This is a genomic window from Pseudomonas sp. FP453 (assembly GCF_030687495.1).
Lineage (GTDB): Bacteria > Pseudomonadota > Gammaproteobacteria > Pseudomonadales > Pseudomonadaceae > Aquipseudomonas.
The window spans coordinates 1,004,264-1,022,729 of sequence record NZ_CP117435.1 but is presented as its reverse complement, the minus strand read 5'-3'; the positions used below and the strand labels follow the sequence as shown (position 1 = coordinate 1,022,729).

At 61.6% G+C, this 18,466-nt stretch carries 13 protein-coding genes and 2 pseudogenes; 6 read left to right on the top strand and 9 right to left on the bottom strand.

Annotation, left to right across the window (positions count from 1 at the left end):
- From PSH87_RS04535 to mreB, 6 genes are all read right to left on the bottom strand, one after another.
- Positions 1-3,816, bottom strand: coding sequence for a YhdP family protein (locus PSH87_RS04535; RefSeq protein WP_305432735.1), 3,816 nt, complete (start codon positions 3,814-3,816; stop codon positions 1-3).
- Positions 3,817-3,858: 42 nt separating this feature from the next.
- Complete coding sequence (gene rng / locus PSH87_RS04530) at positions 3,859-5,316, bottom strand: ribonuclease G (protein WP_017738770.1); 1,458 nt, start codon at positions 5,314-5,316, stop codon at positions 3,859-3,861.
- A 70-nt stretch (positions 5,317-5,386) separates the two neighbouring features.
- Positions 5,387-5,983, bottom strand: a complete 597-nt coding sequence (locus tag PSH87_RS04525; protein ID WP_305432733.1) for a nucleoside triphosphate pyrophosphatase — start codon at positions 5,981-5,983, stop codon at positions 5,387-5,389.
- 50 nt (positions 5,984-6,033) lie between these two features.
- Positions 6,034-6,522 (bottom strand): rod shape-determining protein MreD, encoded by a 489-nt coding sequence (mreD, locus tag PSH87_RS04520; RefSeq protein WP_017738772.1) that lies wholly within the window; start codon positions 6,520-6,522, stop codon positions 6,034-6,036.
- Positions 6,522-7,622 (bottom strand): rod shape-determining protein MreC, encoded by a 1,101-nt coding sequence (gene mreC / locus PSH87_RS04515; RefSeq protein ID WP_017738773.1) that lies wholly within the window; start codon positions 7,620-7,622, stop codon positions 6,522-6,524. The genes mreD and mreC overlap by 1 nt, the downstream gene beginning before the upstream one ends.
- A gap of 169 nt (positions 7,623-7,791) precedes the next feature.
- Entirely contained in the window at positions 7,792-8,829 is a 1,038-nt protein-coding gene (gene mreB, locus PSH87_RS04510; RefSeq protein WP_002555108.1) for a rod shape-determining protein MreB, read from the bottom strand.
- Positions 8,830-9,039: 210 nt separating this feature from the next.
- On the opposite strand from mreB, the gene gatC reads away from it, so the two are divergent.
- From gatC to PSH87_RS04480, 6 genes are all read left to right on the top strand, one after another.
- Positions 9,040-9,327 (top strand): Asp-tRNA(Asn)/Glu-tRNA(Gln) amidotransferase subunit GatC, encoded by a 288-nt coding sequence (gene gatC / locus PSH87_RS04505; protein ID WP_017738774.1) that lies wholly within the window; start codon positions 9,040-9,042, stop codon positions 9,325-9,327.
- Between the two features lie 16 nt (positions 9,328-9,343).
- Positions 9,344-10,795 carry an Asp-tRNA(Asn)/Glu-tRNA(Gln) amidotransferase subunit GatA gene (gene gatA, locus PSH87_RS04500; protein ID WP_257781294.1) on the top strand — a complete coding sequence of 484 codons (1,452 nt, stop codon included), beginning with the start codon at positions 9,344-9,346 and terminating at the stop codon, positions 10,793-10,795.
- 10 nt (positions 10,796-10,805) lie between these two features.
- Positions 10,806-12,251: an Asp-tRNA(Asn)/Glu-tRNA(Gln) amidotransferase subunit GatB gene (gene gatB / locus PSH87_RS04495; RefSeq protein WP_305432731.1), complete on the top strand. Its 1,446-nt coding sequence runs from the start codon at positions 10,806-10,808 to the stop codon at positions 12,249-12,251.
- A 131-nt stretch (positions 12,252-12,382) separates the two neighbouring features.
- Positions 12,383-12,754 carry a septal ring lytic transglycosylase RlpA family protein gene (locus PSH87_RS04490; protein WP_305432730.1) on the top strand — a complete coding sequence of 124 codons (372 nt, stop codon included), beginning with the start codon at positions 12,383-12,385 and terminating at the stop codon, positions 12,752-12,754.
- Between the two features lie 57 nt (positions 12,755-12,811).
- A complete protein-coding gene (locus PSH87_RS04485; RefSeq protein ID WP_305434254.1) occupies positions 12,812-13,858 on the top strand; it encodes a calcium/sodium antiporter in 1,047 nt (348 codons plus the stop codon).
- On the top strand, positions 13,855-14,238 hold the full coding sequence (locus PSH87_RS04480) for a carboxymuconolactone decarboxylase family protein (protein WP_017738779.1): 384 nt from the start codon (positions 13,855-13,857) through the stop codon (positions 14,236-14,238). Before PSH87_RS04485 ends, PSH87_RS04480 begins: the two co-directional genes overlap by 4 nt.
- Before the next feature lie 109 nt (positions 14,239-14,347).
- Here the strand turns inward: PSH87_RS04480 and PSH87_RS04475 are convergent, their stop codons facing one another.
- The 3 genes and pseudogenes from PSH87_RS04475 to PSH87_RS04465 form a co-directional block, all read right to left on the bottom strand.
- Positions 14,348-15,289, bottom strand: a complete 942-nt coding sequence (locus tag PSH87_RS04475) for an AEC family transporter (protein ID WP_305432728.1) — start codon at positions 15,287-15,289, stop codon at positions 14,348-14,350.
- Positions 15,290-15,458: 169 nt separating this feature from the next.
- Positions 15,459-17,013 (bottom strand): annotated as a pseudogene (gene garD / locus PSH87_RS04470) (galactarate dehydratase).
- 11 nt (positions 17,014-17,024) lie between these two features.
- Positions 17,025-18,390 (bottom strand): annotated as a pseudogene (locus tag PSH87_RS04465) (MFS transporter).
- Positions 18,391-18,466: the final 76 nt, after the last annotated feature.

The window sequence follows — 18,466 nt, the reverse complement described above, 5'->3', positions numbered from 1 at the left end:
TCAGTTTGGCTTTTCAAATGGCTTGTCGAAGGTGATTTTAGGGTCCTTCCAGGGCCCTTCCACTTTGTATTGCACGCTGGCAAAACGCGACACACGGTCACCGATCAGCTTGTCGATCAGGAACAACGCGCCGCCAATCGCCGGCGCGCCCACGATCAGCGCGGCAATCGGCAGGTTGTTGGTGACCGGCAACGTCACCAGCAGCTTGGCGTCGACACGGTCAGCCACCAGGTCCAGGGTGCCGTTAAGCTCCAGGTTGGTCGATGGTCCGGTCATGGTGATCGGCTCGCGGGTGACAAACACGCCGTTACTCGCCGCCAGCAAACCCTTGACCTTGTCGTAACTCAAGCCCTTGCCGAGCAAGTCGGAAAAGTCCAGACGCAGCCGGCGCCCGATGGAGTTGAAATTGAGCAGGCCAAATACACGCAGCGCCTGAGCACCGCCTTCCACTTCAACAAACTGGCCGCTGCGGAATGTCGCATCCAGGCTGCCGGAGAAACGCTTAGGCCCCACATAGGCCGGCGAACCTGGCCAGCGGCCGTCCACGTCCAGATGGAAGTCCTTGCTCGTCACGGTCGGCGCGTAACCCCAGCCTTTGAGCACATCGCCGATATTCTTGCCGTCCAGACGCCCCTTGTACCAACTGCTGCTGCTCCCCGGTGCGCCTTCCCAGCCGCCGTCGCCCTTGAGCTGCATGCCCTTGAGGCCCAGGTCCAGGTTGTTGAAGGTCAGGCCCTTGGTCGTCGGGCGGATCTTCAGCGACCAGGCACCGATCAGGTCCGGCCCCTGGAACAGTTGATCAATGGCGATATCCAGCGCGGGAATGTCCTTGGGGTCGATGTCGGCCAAGGGATCCGGCGCGTTTTCGTCGGCCTGGACGCTCGGGTCCACCGCCGGCAATTTCACGTATTGCAGGTTGATCGCAATCGGCGCGGCCTTGGCATCCGGCAGGTTGACGCTGCCCTTGGCCTGCTGGCTGTCGAGCTGCAAGGCCCAGGCGGCGGGCTTGCGGTCCAGCTGCAATTTGACCTGGTCGAACCGGGTGCCGAAACCCGTCAGCTTGCCGACCTTGAAGTCGGCGCCACTGAGCAACTGTTTGGCGCTACCGCCCGGGTCATTGCCGGCATAACGGTCGACGAGTTTTTTCCACGGGTCGATGTCGAGTTCCGACAAGACCCCGCGAATACGCAAGCCTTTGACCGTGGGCAACAGCGCATCACCATCACCGAGAAACAACTCGCCACGGCCTTCGTTGAACTTGTCCGGCGGGGCGGCAAAGGTGAAATTCGCCAACTCGCCATAATCGAACCAATACCGCCGCTCGTTACCCTGCAAGGTCATCCGGAACACGCTGTCACGCCCCTGGCTGGCGGGCATGCCGAAAGGGGCCGGCAAGTCCACTGCCACACCCTTGAGGTTGGAGCTGACCATCAACTGGCTGTCGGCCCCATCCAGGTTCAGTTGCAACTGGTAGGGAATGTCGCCGGACACTGGCAACGGCTGGCCGACTTTCAACCAGTCCGTCAGCCGCTTGACCGTGACCTGGCCCTTGGCAGTCACGCGCGTGCTGATATTGCCCGGCTTGCCGTCGGCAAAAATCTGCGCGGTGATGGGCCGGTCAAACGCCTGGGCCGTGATGTTCTGGCCGCTGAGGCCCTTGGCACTGTCGAAACGGAAATCGCCCTTGAGCTGGGTCAGGTCCAGCGTCGGCTCGGCCAGTTGCAGGCGTGCCTTGTCGGTCTTGAAGTCCACCACGATTTTCGGCTCGGTGCCCTTGGCCAGCGGCACATCCAGGTCCAGGCTGCCTTGCAGGTCGCCCTCGCCCTTCCAGCCGGCAAAGGTTGCAGCCGTACCAATCGGCGCTTCCTGCAGGATCTTCAGGCCATCACCCAAGCCACCGGCGAAACCACCGGTGAGCAGCAGATGGCTGTCCTTGCCAGCCGGCGCATGGGGAATATTGACGTAGATATCCTTGACCTTGGTGTCGAGCAACTGGCCCTTGCTGGCGAGGATGCGCACGCCGCTTTCCTCGACAAACACCTCACCCTTGACCTTGCTCACGTGGGGCCAGCCTGGCTGGAACGCCAGCTCGGCGTCATGCACCTTGAAGAACAGGCTGATATTGCGCGAGGCCGGCAATGCATCGTGGTTCAGTGAACCCTGGTATTGGAAGAAGCCCTCGTCGACCGCGCCCTTGAGAATCGCCGTGCGCAGCCATTCATCCAGCGCCGGGCTCAACACCGCCGGCAGGTATTTGGGGGTGAAGCGCCCATCACCATCGACCATGCCGACCCGCAGGTCCATGTAGTCTTCCTGGCTGTGGTCAAAATGCAGGCGGATCAGGAAATCGGCGGCGACCTTGCCTTCTTCGCCCAGCACCTTGATATACGGCGCGATCAGGGTGAAGCCTTCTTTATCCAGTTTCCATGTCAGGCGCGCATTGGCCTGGATGTACTGCCAGGGCTTGGCGAAAATCGGATCGAGGTGCAGGGAGAAGTCCTTGCTGTCCATGCGCAGTTCGCCATGGCCCAGATCACCGCTGATGCTGCCGGACACGTTGCGCGCGGCCGGCGCACCGAAGTAAGCGTCAAAACCGACGCGCTCCAGGTTGGCGGCAAAACTGACTTTTTGATCCGTGGTGTCCTGGGGACGGAAATCCACCAGCACATTGCGCAGCAGCCCCGTGGCCTTCAGGTGTTCGATGGTCTTGGCAAACCCCTCCGGTAACGGTGCCAGGGCATTCAACAGCGGCGTGATGGGGGTCAGGTCCAGGCGGTCGGCTTGCAGCTTCCAGGTTTCCTGATCCTTGTCGGTCGCCAGGCTCTGCTGCAATTGCAGGCGTGATTCCCAGCGGGTCTCCCCGAGGTTCATCGCCAGCGAATCGAACACCACCTTGAGGCCCGTATCACTGCGTTGCAGGTAGGCGTTGAGCGCAAGGTTTTCAATGTGCACCGGCTTGCGCTCGGCATAGCTGCCCTTCACCTGTGGCGAGTTGAGGCGCACCACCGCGTTTTGCACCGCGCCCTTGGCCCAGGTCAGCCAGAATTCGCCGCCGGCTTTGAATTGGCTGAGTTTCCACTGCTGCGTCAACCGGGCCGGAATCCACTTGGCCCAGTCGCTCTGCGGCAGGCTCAAGTAAGCCTGGACTTCACCGTCCTGCCATTGGCTGGCGCGAATGCGTGTACGCAAGCTCAACGCCAGGGGTTGGCCGTCGGGCAGGGTCAGGCGCGCGTCGAGGCGCTGGCGGGTGATGCCGGTGTGCAGGCTCAGGCCGACGTAGGTCAGGGTCAACGGTGGCTGGTCGAAAGGTTGCAGGGTGACCTGGCTGTCGAGCAACGACACGCGCTTGACCATCTGCATGCGCTGCAGCACTTGCTGCGGGTCCAGCGGTTGCTCATCCTGCACCGGCAGGCCTTGCAGCGCCCAGTGGCCGTCCTTGTCTTCCTTGACGCTCAGTTGCAGGCCGCTGACTTCCAGGTGGGCAATGCGCACTTCACGGGCCATCAGGCTGGCCCAGACATCCGGCACCACTTCGACCTGGTCCAGGCGCAAGGCACTGCTGCCCTCGCCCACCATCACGTCGTGGGCCAACAGCACAGGGGCAAAGCCGCTCCAGCGGCCTTCAAGGCTGCCAATGTGCAGGGGCATATCCACCGCGGCCTGGGCCTTGGCTTCGACTTCGGCACGGTATTCGGCCACCAGCGGGGTCAATTCGCGACCCAGGCTCACATACACCGCCGCCAGGACCAGCAACAGCGCACAGAGGCCCAGGCCCCAACGGGTCAAAGCGGCAAAAAAGCGTATCAGACGCTCCATGTCAGGCGACCCTCAAGGCAGTAAAAAGAAAGCGAATGGGGATCAGAGCAGCACCACGTCGTATTGTTCCTGGGAATACATGGTTTCAACCTGGAAACGAATCGTGCGCCCGATAAACCCCTCCAATTCCGCGACGTTGCCGGACTCTTCATCCAACAGTCGGTCGACCACTTTCTGGTTGGCAAGCACTCTATAACCTTCAGCCTGGTAGGCTCGCGCCTCTCGTAAGATTTCCCGGAAAATCTCGTAGCAAACCGTTTCCGGGGTCTTCAACTTGCCGCGCCCCTGGCAACTGCTGCACGGCTCGCACAGCACTTGCTCAAGGCTTTCACGGGTGCGCTTGCGGGTCATCTGCACCAGGCCCAGTTCGGTGATGCCGATGATATTGGTCTTGGCGTGATCACGCTCCAGCTGCTTCTCCAGGGTGCGCAGCACCTGGCGCTGGTGCTCTTCATCTTCCATGTCGATGAAGTCGATGATGATGATGCCGCCCAGGTTGCGCAGGCGCAGCTGGCGGGCAATCGCGGTGGCGGCTTCGAGGTTGGTCTTGAAGATGGTTTCTTCGAGGTTGCGATGCCCGACGAACGCGCCGGTGTTGACGTCGATAGTGGTCATGGCTTCTGCCGGGTCGACCACCAGGTAACCACCGGACTTGAGTGGCACCTTGCGCTCCAGGGCTTTCTGGATTTCATCTTCGACGCCATACAGGTCGAAGATCGGCCGCTCACCAGGGTAGTGTTCCAGGCGATCAGCAATTTCCGGCATCAGCTCGGCAACAAATTGCGTGGTGCGCTGGAAGGTTTCCCGCGAGTCGATGCGAATTTTCTCAATCTTCGGGCTGACGAGGTCACGCAGCGTACGCAGGGCCAGGCCGAGGTCTTCATAGATCACACTCGGCGCGCCGATGGTCTTGATCTGGGCGCCGATCTGGTCCCACAGGCGTCGCAGGTAGCGAATGTCCATGAGGATTTCATCGCCGCCGGCACCTTCGGCTGCCGTGCGCAGGATAAAACCGCCGGCTTCCTTGATGCCTTCGGCGGCCACGCAGTCGCTGACCACCTTCTTCAGGCGCTCACGCTCGCCTTCGTCTTCGATCTTCAGGGAAATGCCGACATGGGCGGTACGCGGCATGTACACCAGGTAACGCGATGGAATCGACAGCTGCGTGGTCAGGCGTGCGCCTTTGGAGCCGATGGGGTCCTTGGTGACTTGCACCACCAGGCTCTGCCCTTCATGCACCAACGCGCTGATGCTTTCCACCGCAGGGCCTTCGCGCAGGGAAATTTCCGAGGCATGGATAAACGCAGCGCGATCCAGGCCGATATCGACGAATGCCGCCTGCATCCCCGGCAGTACGCGTACCACCTTGCCCTTGTAGATATTGCCGACGATCCCGCGCTTCTGGGTGCGCTCGACGTGCACTTCTTGCAGAACACCGTTCTCTACCACCGCCACGCGCGATTCCATCGGCGTGATATTGATCAGAATCTCTTCACTCATGGCTGGGTCTCGTTCAGGCGTTTTCACAATAGTGACCGATCGCTTATGGCTGGGCGCTGGAGTCGGGCGTTCAGCGCGCGGTAAGGTTTTGCCAACAGGGTATGCCGAATTGGTCGAGCAGTTGCGCGGTTTCGCACACCGGCAGGCCTACCACGGCGGAATAGCTGCCATTGAGCCCGGCGACAAACACCGATCCAAGCCCTTGAATAGCATAGCCGCCCGCCTTGTCCTGGGGTTCGCCACTGTGCCAGTAGGTTGTAGCTTCCTCGACAGTAATAGCGCGAAAACGTACACGACTGCTTACACAAACGGTTTCACAACGCGCGCCGTCGGTGAGCGCAATGGCGGTGAGGACTTCATGTTCGCGCCCCGCCAGGGCCATCAACATCGCCAGGGCGTCCGCCTGATCCACCGGTTTGCCGAGGATATTGCCGTCCACGATCACCGCCGTGTCGGCGCCCAGCACGCAGGCACCGGTGGTAGTTTCGAGCGCAGCCAAACCCGCCGCTGCCTTGCCGCGCGCAAGGCGCTCGACGTAGGAAACGGCGGATTCATTTATAAGAGGGGTTTCATCGATGGCGGCGCTGACAGGGGTGAAAGGCACCCCGATCTGGCTCAGCAGTTCACGCCGCCTCGGAGAGCCCGAGGCCAGATATAGCGAATTCATGCAGACGCTCCCTGTAGGGCTCGATAACCAGGCAGAGCCTCGCAATCCATTCAATTGATTTTATAGCGACGACGTAACCCACGCAGGCCAAAACTGATCCATGGCCACAGCAGGGCACTCACCAACGCCGGCAACACCAGCGCCAGGGTTGGCTGGCGATTGCCGGTCAAGGCACTGAGCCACAGCTGAACAAGCTGCGCCAGGCCGAAGATCACCAGGATCACCAGGCACTGCTGCCACATCGGGAACATCCGCAAACGCTGCTGCAACGACAGCACCAGGAACGTGATCAGCGTGAGGATCAACGCGTTCTGGCCCAGCAAGGTGCCATACAGCACATCTTCCGCCAAGCCCAGAAACAGCGCGGTGACCATGCCGATCTTATGCGGCAGGTTCAACGCCCAGAAGGCCAGCAGCAATGCCAGCCACAACGGGCGCAGGATTTCCATGAATTGCGGCAAGGGTGAAACGCTGAGCAGCAAGCCGACCGCGAAGGTCAGCCAGACGATCCAGCCATTGCGCGAATGAGTACCGGCCATTATTCCTCCCTCTGCCGCGTGGTTGCCGGGGCCGTTGCCGCTGGGCGGGCAACCGGGGCAGCAGCAGGCGGTTTAGTCGCCGGTGTTGCTGTGGCAGGCGTTGAAGCCGGTGGCTTGGTGGCCGCTGGTTTGACCGGATGCGCAGCCGGCTTGACTGGCGTCGCAACAGGCGCGGGAACGGGCGCAGGTGTGGCTGGTGTGGCAGCGGCAGGCTTGGGCACGGTTGCCGGGACAATCGGCGCGGCGCCGTTCTGCTTGTCTTCTGCTTCCTGGGCCTGGGCGGCCTCATTGGCGCGCTCTTCCGGCGTGCGATTGTCGCTGAACACCAGCAGCAGGTAGCGGCTGCGGTTCAGGGCGGCCGTCGGCACGGCGCGAACGATGGCAAACGGCTGGCCGGAATCGTGGATCACTTCCTTGACCGTCGCGACCGGATAACCCGCCGGGAACCGCTGACCCAGGCCGGAGCTGACCAGCAGGTCGCCCTCCTTGATATCCGCGGTATCGGCCACATGGCGCAATTCCAGGCGCTCAGGGTTGCCGGTACCACTGGCAATCGCACGCAAGCCGTTACGGTTGACCTGCACCGGAATGCTGTGGGTCGTGTCCGTCAGCAACAATACCCGCGACGTGTAGGGCATCAACTCGACCACCTGGCCCATAAGGCCGCGGGCGTCGAGCACCGGCTGGCCAAGGACCACACCGTCGCGCTCACCCTTGTTGATGATGATGCGATGGGTGAAGGGGTTGGGGTCCATGCCGATCAACTCGGCGACTTCGACCTTCTCGTTGACCAGCGCAGAAGAGTTGAGCAACTCGCGCAGCCGAACGTTCTGCTCGGTGAGGGCCGCAAGCTTTTGCATGCGCCCCTGCAACAGCAGGTTTTCAGTCTTGAGTTTTTCGTTCTCGGCGACCAGTTCGGTGCGGCTGCCAAATTGGCTGGCCACGCCCTGGTAGAGACGTTGCGGCAGGTCGGTGATCCAGTAGGTCTGCATCAACACCAGCGACATCTGGCTGCGCACGGGCTTGAGCAGTGCAAAGCGGGCATCGACCACCATCAGCGCGACCGAAAGCACGACCAGCACCAGCAGGCGCACGCCCAATGAGGGGCCTTTGGCAAAAAGCGGTTTAATAAGCCGCTCCTCCCAGGCAAATGTTTTCTTTATTCATACGGCTTCTAACCGGCCTGGATGCAGATTGAAGAAGATAAACGCCAACAGGCAGCACTGCAAAGTGCTGCCTGTTGGCCAAGCCTGTACCGCTCAACCCAGCTTATTCGCTGGAGAGCAGGTCCATGGTGTGTTTATCCATCATTTCCAGTGCACGACCACCGCCACGGGCTACGCAGGTCAGCGGGTCTTCGGCGACGATCACCGGCAGGCCAGTCTCTTGGGCCAGCAGCTTGTCGAGGTCGCGCAGCAAGGCGCCACCACCGGTCAGCACCAGGCCACGCTCGGCGATGTCGGACGCCAGTTCCGGCGGCGATTGCTCCAGGGCGCTTTTCACTGCCTGAACGATGGTGGCCAGGGACTCTTGCAGAGCTTCCAGCACTTCATTGGAGTTCAGGGTGAAGGCACGTGGAACGCCTTCGGCCAGGTTGCGACCGCGCACATCGACTTCGCGCACTTCGCCGCCCGGGTAAGCGGTACCGATTTCCTGCTTGATGCGCTCCGCGGTGGATTCACCGATCAGGCTGCCGTAGTTGCGGCGCACATAAGTGATGATCGCTTCGTCGAAACGGTCGCCGCCCACACGTACGGATTCGGCATACACCACACCGTTCAGGGAGATCAGGGCGATTTCAGTGGTACCGCCACCGATATCCACCACCATCGAACCGCGGGCTTCTTCAACCGGCAGACCGGCACCGATCGCAGCAGCCATTGGCTCTTCGATCAGGAACACTTCACGGGCACCGGCGCCAAGGGCCGATTCACGGATGGCACGACGCTCCACCTGGGTGGACTTGCACGGAACGCAGATCAGCACACGAGGGCTGGGCTGCAGGAAACTGTTTTCGTGAACCTTGTTGATGAAGTACTGCAGCATCTTCTCGCAGACGCTGAAGTCGGCGATCACGCCGTCTTTCATCGGACGAATGGCAGCAATATTGCCTGGTGTACGGCCGAGCATGCGCTTGGCCTCGGTGCCGACGGCAACGACACTTTTCTGATTACCATGGGTCCGAATGGCCACAACCGATGGCTCATTCAGGACGATACCGCGCTCGCGCACGTAAATAAGGGTGTTGGCAGTGCCCAGGTCAATGGAAAGATCGCTGGAAAACATGCCACGCAGTTTCTTGAACATGGGGAAAGGACCCTAGGCAACGCGTGGGTAAAAAAGTGCGGCAAACTCTAACAACGACAGGGATTTTGGGCAAGGCGCCAATGTGCTAAATTGGCCGACTTTCTACGCACCAACCCCCACAATCGCGGCCATATGACCGTAGAAATGCGGTAGTGTTCCGACAATCTAACACACGGACGCCCTCCGTTCTGTTTTCCACTGGAGAATCCCATGGCGCTTGACCGCTCCGACGTGGAAAAAATCGCTCACCTCGCCCACCTGGGCCTGGCTGAAGCCGATCTTCCACCGATTACCGCAGCCCTGAACAGCATTCTCGGGCTGGTTGACCAAATGCAGGCCGTGAATACCGACGGCATCGAGCCCCTGGCGCACCCGCTGGAAGCCAGCCAGCGCCTGCGCGCAGACGTCGTAACAGAAAGTAATAATCGCGAGGCCTACCAGTCCATCGCGCCAGCGGTCGAAAACGGCCTGTACCTGGTTCCGAAAGTCATCGACTAAAGGGAAAGAGCCTTTCATGCATCACATGACTCTGGCCGAGATCGCCCGCGGTCTCGCCGACAAAAAGTTTTCTTCCGAAGAGCTGACCAAGACCTTGCTGGCGCGTATCGCCGAGCACGATCCCAAGGTCAACAGCTTCATCAGCCTCACCGAAGAGCTGGCCCTGAGCCAGGCCAAGGCCGCCGACGCACGTCGCGCCAACGGTGAAAATGGCGCGTTGCTGGGTGCTCCCATCGGCCACAAGGACTTGTTCTGCACCCAGGGCATTCGCACCAGCTGCGGCTCGAAGATGCTCGACAACTTCAAGGCGCCCTACGACGCCACCGTGGTGTCCAAGCTGGCTGCCGCCGGGGCCGTGACCCTGGGCAAGACCAACATGGACGAATTCGCCATGGGTTCGGCCAACGAATCGAGCTACTACGGCGCGGTGAAAAACCCGTGGAACCTGGAGCACGTGCCGGGCGGTTCGTCCGGCGGCTCGGCTGCAGCCGTGGCGGCGCGCTTCCTGCCGGCGGCCACCGCCACCGACACCGGCGGCTCGATCCGCCAGCCAGCGGCGTTCACCAACCTCACCGGGCTGAAGCCGACCTACGGTCGCGTTTCCCGCTGGGGCATGATCGCCTACGCGTCCAGCCTCGATCAGGGCGGCCCGTTGGCACGCACTGCCGAAGACTGCGCGATTTTGTTACAAGGCATGGCCGGGTTCGATAAACAGGACTCCACCAGCATCGACGAGCCGGTGCCGGACTACAGCGCCAGCCTCAACACCTCGATCAAGGGCCTGCGCATCGGCGTGCCGAAGGAATACTTCAGCGCCGGTCTCGACCCACGCATCGCCGAACGGGTGCACAACAGCGTCAAGGAGCTGGAAAAGCTCGGCGCCGTGATCAAGGAAATCAGCCTGCCGAACAATCAGCACGCGATTCCGGCCTACTACGTGATCGCGCCGGCAGAGGCCTCCTCCAACCTGTCGCGTTTCGACGGCGTGCGCTTCGGCTACCGCTGCGAAAACCCGAAAGACCTCACCGACCTGTACAAACGTTCCCGTGGCGAAGGCTTCGGTGCCGAAGTACAACGCCGCATCATGGTCGGTGCCTACGCCCTGTCGGCCGGCTACTACGACGCGTACTACCTCAAGGCGCAAAAAATCCGTCGCCTGGTGAAGAACGACTTCATGGCGGCCTTTGAAGAAGTCGACGTGATCCTCGGCCCAACCACGCCAAACCCGGCCTGGAAGCTTGGCGCCAAGAATGGCGACCCGGTGGCTGCGTACCTCGAAGACCTGTACACCATCACCGCCAACCTCGCGGGCCTGCCGGGCTTGTCCATGCCTGCCGGTTTCGTCGATGGCCTGCCGGTGGGCGTGCAATTGCTCGCCCCGTATTTCCAGGAAGGCCGCCTGCTCAATGTGGCGCACCAGTACCAGTTGCACACCGACTGGCACACCCGCACCCCTACCGGCTTCTGAGGAGAACACTATGCAATGGGAAGTCGTGATCGGGCTGGAGATTCATACCCAGCTCGCCACCCAATCGAAGATTTTCTCCGGTAGCGCCACCACGTTCGGCTCCGAGCCCAACACCCAGGCCAGCCTGGTCGACCTGGGCATGCCCGGCGTCTTGCCGGTGCTGAACCAGGAAGCGGTGCGCATGGCGGTGATGTTCGGCCTGGCGATTGACGCCGAGATCGGCCAGCACAACGTGTTCGCGCGCAAGAACTACTTCTACCCGGACCTGCCCAAGGGCTACCAGATCAGCCAGATGGAACTGCCGATCGTCGGCAAGGGCCACCTGGACATCCCCCTGGAAGACGGCACCATCAAGCGCGTCGGCGTGACCCGCGCGCACCTGGAAGAAGATGCCGGCAAGAGCCTGCATGAAGAATTCCCGGGCGCCACCGGTATCGACCTCAACCGTGCCGGCACGCCGCTGCTGGAAATCGTTTCCGAGCCGGACATGCGCAGCGCCAAGGAAGCCGTGGCCTACGTCAAGACCATCCACGCGCTGGTGCGCTACCTGGGCATCTGCGACGGCAACATGGCCGAAGGTTCGCTGCGTTGCGACTGCAACGTGTCGATCCGTCCAAAGGGCCAGGCCGAGTACGGCACCCGCTGCGAGATCAAGAACGTCAACTCGTTCCGCTTCATCGAGAAGGCGATCAACAGCGAAGTGCGTCGCCAGATCGAGCTGATCGAAGACGGCGGCAAGGTCATCCAGCAGACCCGCCTGTACGACCCGAACAAAGACGAAACCCGCGCCATGCGCAGCAAGGAGGAAGCCAACGACTACCGTTACTTCCCCGACCCGGACCTGTTGCCGGTGGTTATCGAGGACTCGTTCCTCAATGACGTGCGCGCCACCCTGCCGGAATTGCCGCAGCAGAAACGCGAGCGCTTCCAGGAGCAGTTCGGCCTGTCGGTCTACGATGCCAGCGTCCTGGCCTCCAGCCGCGAACAAGCCAACTACTTCGAAAAAGTCGTGAGCATTGCCGGTGACGCCAAGCTGGCGGCCAACTGGGTGATGGTTGAGCTGGGCAGCCTGTTGAACAAACAGGGCCTGGAAATCGACGAAGCCCCGGTCACGGCCGAGCAACTGGGCGGCATGCTGCTGCGTATCAAGGACAACACCATCTCCGGCAAGATCGCCAAGACCGTGTTCGAAGCCATGGCCGCAGGCGAAGGCAACGCTGACGAGATCATCGAGAAGCGCGGCCTCAAGCAAGTCACCGACAGCGGCGCGATCTCGGCCGTGCTGGATGAAATGCTCGCGGCCAACGCCGAGCAGGTCGAGCAATACCGCGCGGCCGACGAAGCCAAGCGCGGCAAGATGTTCGGCTTCTTTGTGGGCCAGGCGATGAAAGCCTCCAAAGGCAAGGCCAACCCGCAACAGGTGAACGAATTGCTGAAAAGCAAGCTCGAAGGCTGAGCACATGTAGGACCCGGCTTCTGTGGGAGCCGGGCTTGCCCGCGATAGCGGTGTGTCAGCCACCACCGCCATCGCAGGCAAGCCAGCTCCCACATTAGCCAGTTCCCACATTTGATACGGGGATACCTTGCATGAAGCGTCTACTCGGCCTCCTGGCTCTTTTTTCCCTGCTGGCCGGCTGCGCCAGCGGCCTCGTCAACCCCAACGGCTACGACGAAACCGGCACCGCCTCCTACTACGGCGCCAAGCACCACGGCAAAAAAACCGCCAGCGGTGAACCCTTCAACCAGAACGCCCTGACCGCCGCCCACCGGCAATTGCCGTTCGGCACCCAGGTCAAGGTGACCAATCTCAACAACGACAAATCCGTGGTGGTGCGCATCAATGATCGCGGCCCGCATACCCGTGGGCGCTTGATCGACCTTTCCCGCAAGGCTGCCGAGCAGCTCGGCATGCTCAGCAGCGGCACCGCGCGGGTGCGCGTGCAAGCCCTGAGCAACTGACACGGAGCCCTGGCCATTTTCGGATTAACTGCCCTCTCGCCCTGGAGCCTGCTGGAACTGGTCAGCGGCTTGCTTTTACTGATTACCGGCGCGGAAATCCTGGTGCGTGCCGCCGTGCGCCTGGCCGCCAGCCTCAAGGTGCGGCCGCTTATCATCGGCTTGACCATCGTCGCCTTTGGCAGCAGCGCGCCGCAAATGACCGTCAGCCTGCAAGCGACCCTGGCCGGCAATACCGATATCGCCGTGGGCAGCGTGATCGGCAGCAGCATCTTCAACATCCTGGTGACCCTGGGCCTGTCGGCGCTGATTATTCCGCTGCGCGTCTCGCGCCAGCTGGTGCGCCTGGATATCCCGGTGATGATCATCGCGGGCTTGCTGGTGTTTACCCTGGCCGCCAATGAAACGCTCACGCCCGCCGACGGCTTGCTGCTGCTGGTGGCCCTGCTCGCCTACCTCGGCGTGTTGCACTACCAGACCCGCCACTCCCGCCGCCCGCGCACCCTGGACACGGTGGCCAAGGCGCCCTGGCTGAGCAGTGTGTTGCTGTTGCTGGGTGGGTTCATGGTGCTGGTGCTGGCCGGGCACTTGCTGCTGGGCGCGGCGGTGGATGTGGCCGGCGATCTGGGGCTGTCGGAGCGCGTGATCGGCCTGACGCTGATCGGCGTCGGCACTTCCCTGCCGTGCCTGGCCACCTCGCTGATCGCCGCCCTGCGCGGCGAACGGGACATCGCCGTGGGCAACGTGATCGGCAGCAACCTGTTCAACCTGCTCGGCGTGCTGGGATTTACCGCGCTGGTGGCGCCGACGCCGCTGTCGGTCTCGCCCAATGCCCTGGACTTCGACCTGCCGGTGATGCTCGCCGCCTTGGTGTTGTGCCTGCCGGTGTTCTACACCGGCTACCGCGTGACCCGCGCCGAAGGCCTGGTGCTGCTGGGACTTTATCTGGCGTACGGGCTGCATGTGATGTCATTCACCACCGGCATGCCCCTGGCCACCAAGCTTGAACACCTGATGCTCTATTACGTCCTGCCAGTGCTGGTGGCTTTTCTGTTGTTCAGCACGCTGCGAGCCTGGCGCCGCCAACAGAAGAGGGAATCGCAATGACCGATCAGAAGAAGTCCGGGGTTGAGATGCGTCGCCAGGTCATGGGCGATGTGTTCGTTGACCGCGCCCTGGGCAATGCCACCGCGTTCACCCAGCCGTTGCAGGATTTCGTCAATGAACACGCGTGGGGCGGTGTATGGAACCGCGAAGGTTTGCCGCTGAAGACCCGCAGCCTGATCACCCTCGCCGCCCTCACTGCACTCAAGTGCCCGCAGGAACTCAAGGGCCACGTGCGCGGCGCGTTGAACAATGGCTGTACCGTGGAGGAAATTCGCGAGGCGCTGCTGCATTGTGCGGTGTATGCCGGTGTGCCGGCGGCGATTGATGCGTTTCGCGCGGCGCAGGAAGTGATTGAGGCGTATCAGGCGGATCAGCAGTGACTGTCAGATAGCTATCGCAGGCAAGCCAGCTCCCACACTTGAATTGTGAACACTTTCAAAATGTGGGAGCTGGCTTGCCTGCGATTGGCCCTCACAGACACCACAAAACTCAGATCCATCCCCCCGCCTGCAACACAAAAATCCCGATATTCGTGGTCACCGCCGCCAACAACGTCGTGATCACAATAATCGCCGCCGCCAGCTCATGATTACCCTCGGCCGCCCTGGCCATCACAAAACTCGCCGCCGCCGTCGGTGCGCCGAAGTACAGGAACAGAATCCCCAACTCCGGCCCGCGGAACCCCAGCAGCCAGGCGCCCAGCGTGGCCACCAGGGGCAACCCGATCATCTTCACCAGGCTCGCACTCAAGGCCATGCCGCCGCTTTTGCGCAATGCCGCCAGCGACAAGGTGCCACCAATGCAGATCAGCGCCAGCGGCAAGGTCATGTCCGCCAGGTAGCGCCCCGACGACTCCAGCCAACCGGGCAAGCCGATCTGGAACACCGCGAACGGCGTGGCGACAATCACGCTGATGATCAACGGGTTGGCCACCACGCTTTTGCAGATGCTCCACGGATCGGACTTGATCACCGGGCTGTACACCGCCAGCACAATGGTCGAGAGGGTGTTGTAGAACAGGATCACCAGCGCGGCGAGGATCGCGCCGAGGGAGATGCCGTAATCACCGTACATGCTCGCCGCCAGTGCCAGGCCGATCACGCCGTTGTTGCCGCGAAACGCGCCTTGGGTGTAGATGCCGCGGTCTTCACGCGGGCAACGCCAGATCGCCCAGCCCCAGGCCAACGCGAAGCTGAGCAAGGTGGCGACGGCGAAGTAGATCAGCAAGCCTGGCTTGAGCGCCGAGTGCAGGTCGGCATGCAGGATGCCCAGGAACAGCAGCGCCGGCATGGTGACGTTGAACACCAGGGACGACGCCGTGTGGATGAAGTTGTCGTTGATCCAATCGATGCGCTTGAGCAGCACACCAAGAAACAGCATGGCAAACACCGGCGCGGTGATGGACAGGGTGGTGAGGAAGATTGCCAGCATGCCGGGGAGAACCTTGGTGAGCGTCGTTAGGTGGCTAATGATAAGCCATGCTGACCTGTAGCGCCTGTCAAGACGCCTTCGCGGGCAAGCCCGCTCCCACATTTTTGATTTGTGAATGCCTTCAAATGTGGGAGCTGGCTTGCCTGCTCCCACAGAGTCCGCGTCCACTTCAGGTGATGGGCGCCGGGTTGAACAGGGTGATGTCGTTATGCAGCTTATGCCGCTCCGCCCAGGTCTGCTTCTTGCCACTGGCCACATCCAGGTAGAAGTGGAACAACTCCCACCCCAACTCCTCAATGCTCGCACGCCCGGTAGCGATGCGTCCGGCGTCGATATCAATGAGATCAGGCCAGCGCTGCGCCAACTCCGTACGCGTCGACACCTTCACCACCGGCGCCATCGCCAGCCCATACGGCGTGCCACGCCCGGTGGTGAACACATGCAGGTTCATCCCCGCCGCCAACTGCAAGGTGCCGCACACAAAGTCACTGGCCGGCGTGGCGCAAAAGATCAGGCCCTTGCCCTTGAAACGCTCGCCCGGGCCGAGCACGCCGTTGATCGCGCTGCTGCCGGACTTGACGATGGAGCCCAAGGACTTCTCGACAATGTTCGACAACCCGCCCTTCTTGTTGCCCGGCGTAGTGTTGGCACTGCGATCGGCCTCGCCCTTGGCCAGGTAACGGTCGTACCAGTCCATTTCCCTGACAAGCTCCTGGGCGACTTCCTTGCTCTCGGCGCGTGAAGTCAGCAGGTAGATCGCATCGCGGACTTCAGTCACTTCGGAAAACATCACCGTCGCCCCGGCCCGCAGCAGCAAATCCGAGGCATAACCCAGCGCCGGGTTGGCGGTGATGCCGGAAAACGCATCACTGCCGCCGCACTGCATGCCCAGGATCAGCTCCGACGCCGGCACGGTTTCGCGACGGCGCTGGTCGAGCTTCTTCAAGCGCGTCTCGGCCAGTTCCATGATCTGTTCGATCATCTCGGTGAAGCCGTGGCTGGAGTCCTGCAATCGATACAACCACGGCTCGCTCAGGTCCACCGAGCTGTCGTTGTCGTGCATCACCTGCCCGGCCTGCAATTTCTCGCAGCCCAGGCTGATCACCAGGGCTTCGCCGCCCAGGTTCGGGTTGCGTGCCAGGTTGCGCACCGTGCGGATCGGGATGTAGGCATCCGTCGCGGTAATGGCCACGCCGCAGCCGTAACTGTGGGTCAGCGCCACCACGTCATCGACATGGGGGTACTTGGGCAGCAGTTCGTCCTTGATACGCTTGACGGCATGGTCCAGCACCCCCGTGACGCACTGCACCGTGGTGGTGATGCCGAGGATATTGCGCGTGCCCACGGTGCCGTCGGCATTGCGATAACCCTCGAAGGTAAACCCCTCCAACGGCGCCTGGGTTTGCGGCACCTCGGTGGACAGCGGCAAGCTGTCCAGCGGTGGCGCAGTGGGCATGCGCAGTTGATCTTCCTGGACCCAACTGCCGCGCGGAATCGGCGCCAAGGCGTAACCGATGGTCTGGCCGTAGCGAATAATCTGACCGCCCTCGGGGATATCTTCGAGGGTCACCTTTGTGGCTCTGGGGGATGAAATCCACGGTCACCAGGCCGTCCGGGAACTCGGTCCCGGCCGGAACGCCCTGGTCGTTCACCACGATCACTACGTTGTCGCGCTCGTGCAAACGAATGGAGCGCGGCGAGTCGGCATGTTCAATCAACTGCATTACATCGCCCCTCAGGAGTGCGCTTCGGTAAGTTGGGTCAGCTCTGGGCCCTTGGTTGGCGGCTCTTTGAGCACCACGCGCTTGATCGGGCCAACGATGACCAGGTAGCTGAACACCGCCACCAAGCGCGTTGGCGCCGACGAACACCAAGGCCCATTTGAACGAGCCGGTGGTGCTGATGATGTAGCCGATGACGATCGGCGTGGTGATCGACGCGAGGTTACCGAAGGTGTTGAACAAGCCGCCACTGAGGCCGGCGATTTGTTTCGGCGACGTGTCGGACACCACCGCCCAACCCAGTGCGCCAACGCCTTTACCGAAGAAGGCCAGGGCCATGAAGCCCACTACCATCCATTCGATATCCACGTAGTTGCAGGCCACGATGCTGCTGGAAATCAGCAGGCCACCGATGATCGGCGCCTTGCGGGCGAAGGTCAGCGAATGGCCCTTGCGCAGCAGGTAGTCGGAAATCACCCCGCCGAGCACGCCGCCGATAAAGCCGCAGATCGCCGGCAACGAGGCGATGAAACCGGCCTTGAGGATGGTCATGCCACGGTCCTGCACCAGGTACACCGGGAACCAGGTCAGGAAGAAGTAGGTGATGCCATTGATGCAGTACTGGCCCAGGTACACGCCGAGCATCATGCGGTTGGTCAGCAACTGACGGATGTAATCCCACTTCGGACCGTCAGTTTTTTTACCTTTGCCCTTGTCCTGGTCCATATCCACCATCGCGCCATTGGCGGCAATGTGGTTGAACTCGGCTTCGTTGATCAGCGGGTGCTGGCGCGGGCTGTGGATAACTTTCAGCCAGATCAGCGAGAAGATGATGCCGATCACGCCCATCACGATAAACACGTGCTGCCAGCCGAAGCTGTAGACGATCCAGCCCATCAGCGGTGCAAACAACACCGTGGCGAAGTATTGCGCCGAGTTGAAGATCGCCGAAGCCGTGCCGCGCTCGGCCGTAGGAAACCACGCCGCGACAATACGGGCGTTTCCGGGAAACGACGGCGCTTCGGCCAGGCCCACCATGAAGCGCAGCATAAACAGCGCAACGACAGCGGTGGAGACACCGAACTCACCGACATAGCCTTGCAGCACGGTGAACAGTGACCAGGTGAAGATGCTCAGGGCATAGACTTTTTTCGAGCCGAACCGGTCCAGCAACCAGCCGCCGGGAATTTGCCCGGCCACGTAGGCCCAACCGAATGCAGAGAAGATGTAACCGAGGGTGACCGCGTCGATGCCGAGGTCTTTTTGCAGGCTGGAGCCCGCGATGGCGATGGTGGCCCGGTCGGCGTAGTTGATCGTGGTCACCAGGAACAGCATGAGCAATATCAAATAGCGGACGTGGGTCGGCTTGGTCGCTTGCATAAAGAAGTACTCCCACTAATTATTTTTTTTGCGGGTAATTATTTGTTGTTGCCACTGAGGACCGCTCTATGTGAGA

Coding starts and splice junctions, on each gene's coding strand:
- PSH87_RS04535 (WP_305432735.1), bottom strand. CDS start 3,816: ATGGAGCGTCTGATACGCTTTTTTGCCGCTTTGACCCGTTGGGGCCTG.
- rng (WP_017738770.1), bottom strand. CDS start 5,316: ATGAGTGAAGAGATTCTGATCAATATCACGCCGATGGAATCGCGCGTG.
- PSH87_RS04525 (WP_305432733.1), bottom strand. CDS start 5,983: ATGAATTCGCTATATCTGGCCTCGGGCTCTCCGAGGCGGCGTGAACTG.
- mreD (WP_017738772.1), bottom strand. CDS start 6,522: ATGGCCGGTACTCATTCGCGCAATGGCTGGATCGTCTGGCTGACCTTC.
- mreB (WP_002555108.1), bottom strand. CDS start 8,829: ATGTTCAAGAAACTGCGTGGCATGTTTTCCAGCGATCTTTCCATTGAC.
- gatC (WP_017738774.1), top strand. CDS start 9,040: ATGGCGCTTGACCGCTCCGACGTGGAAAAAATCGCTCACCTCGCCCAC.
- gatA (WP_257781294.1), top strand. CDS start 9,344: ATGCATCACATGACTCTGGCCGAGATCGCCCGCGGTCTCGCCGACAAA.
- gatB (WP_305432731.1), top strand. CDS start 10,806: ATGCAATGGGAAGTCGTGATCGGGCTGGAGATTCATACCCAGCTCGCC.
- PSH87_RS04490 (WP_305432730.1), top strand. CDS start 12,383: ATGAAGCGTCTACTCGGCCTCCTGGCTCTTTTTTCCCTGCTGGCCGGC.
- PSH87_RS04480 (WP_017738779.1), top strand. CDS start 13,855: ATGACCGATCAGAAGAAGTCCGGGGTTGAGATGCGTCGCCAGGTCATG.
- PSH87_RS04475 (WP_305432728.1), bottom strand. CDS start 15,289: ATGCTGGCAATCTTCCTCACCACCCTGTCCATCACCGCGCCGGTGTTT.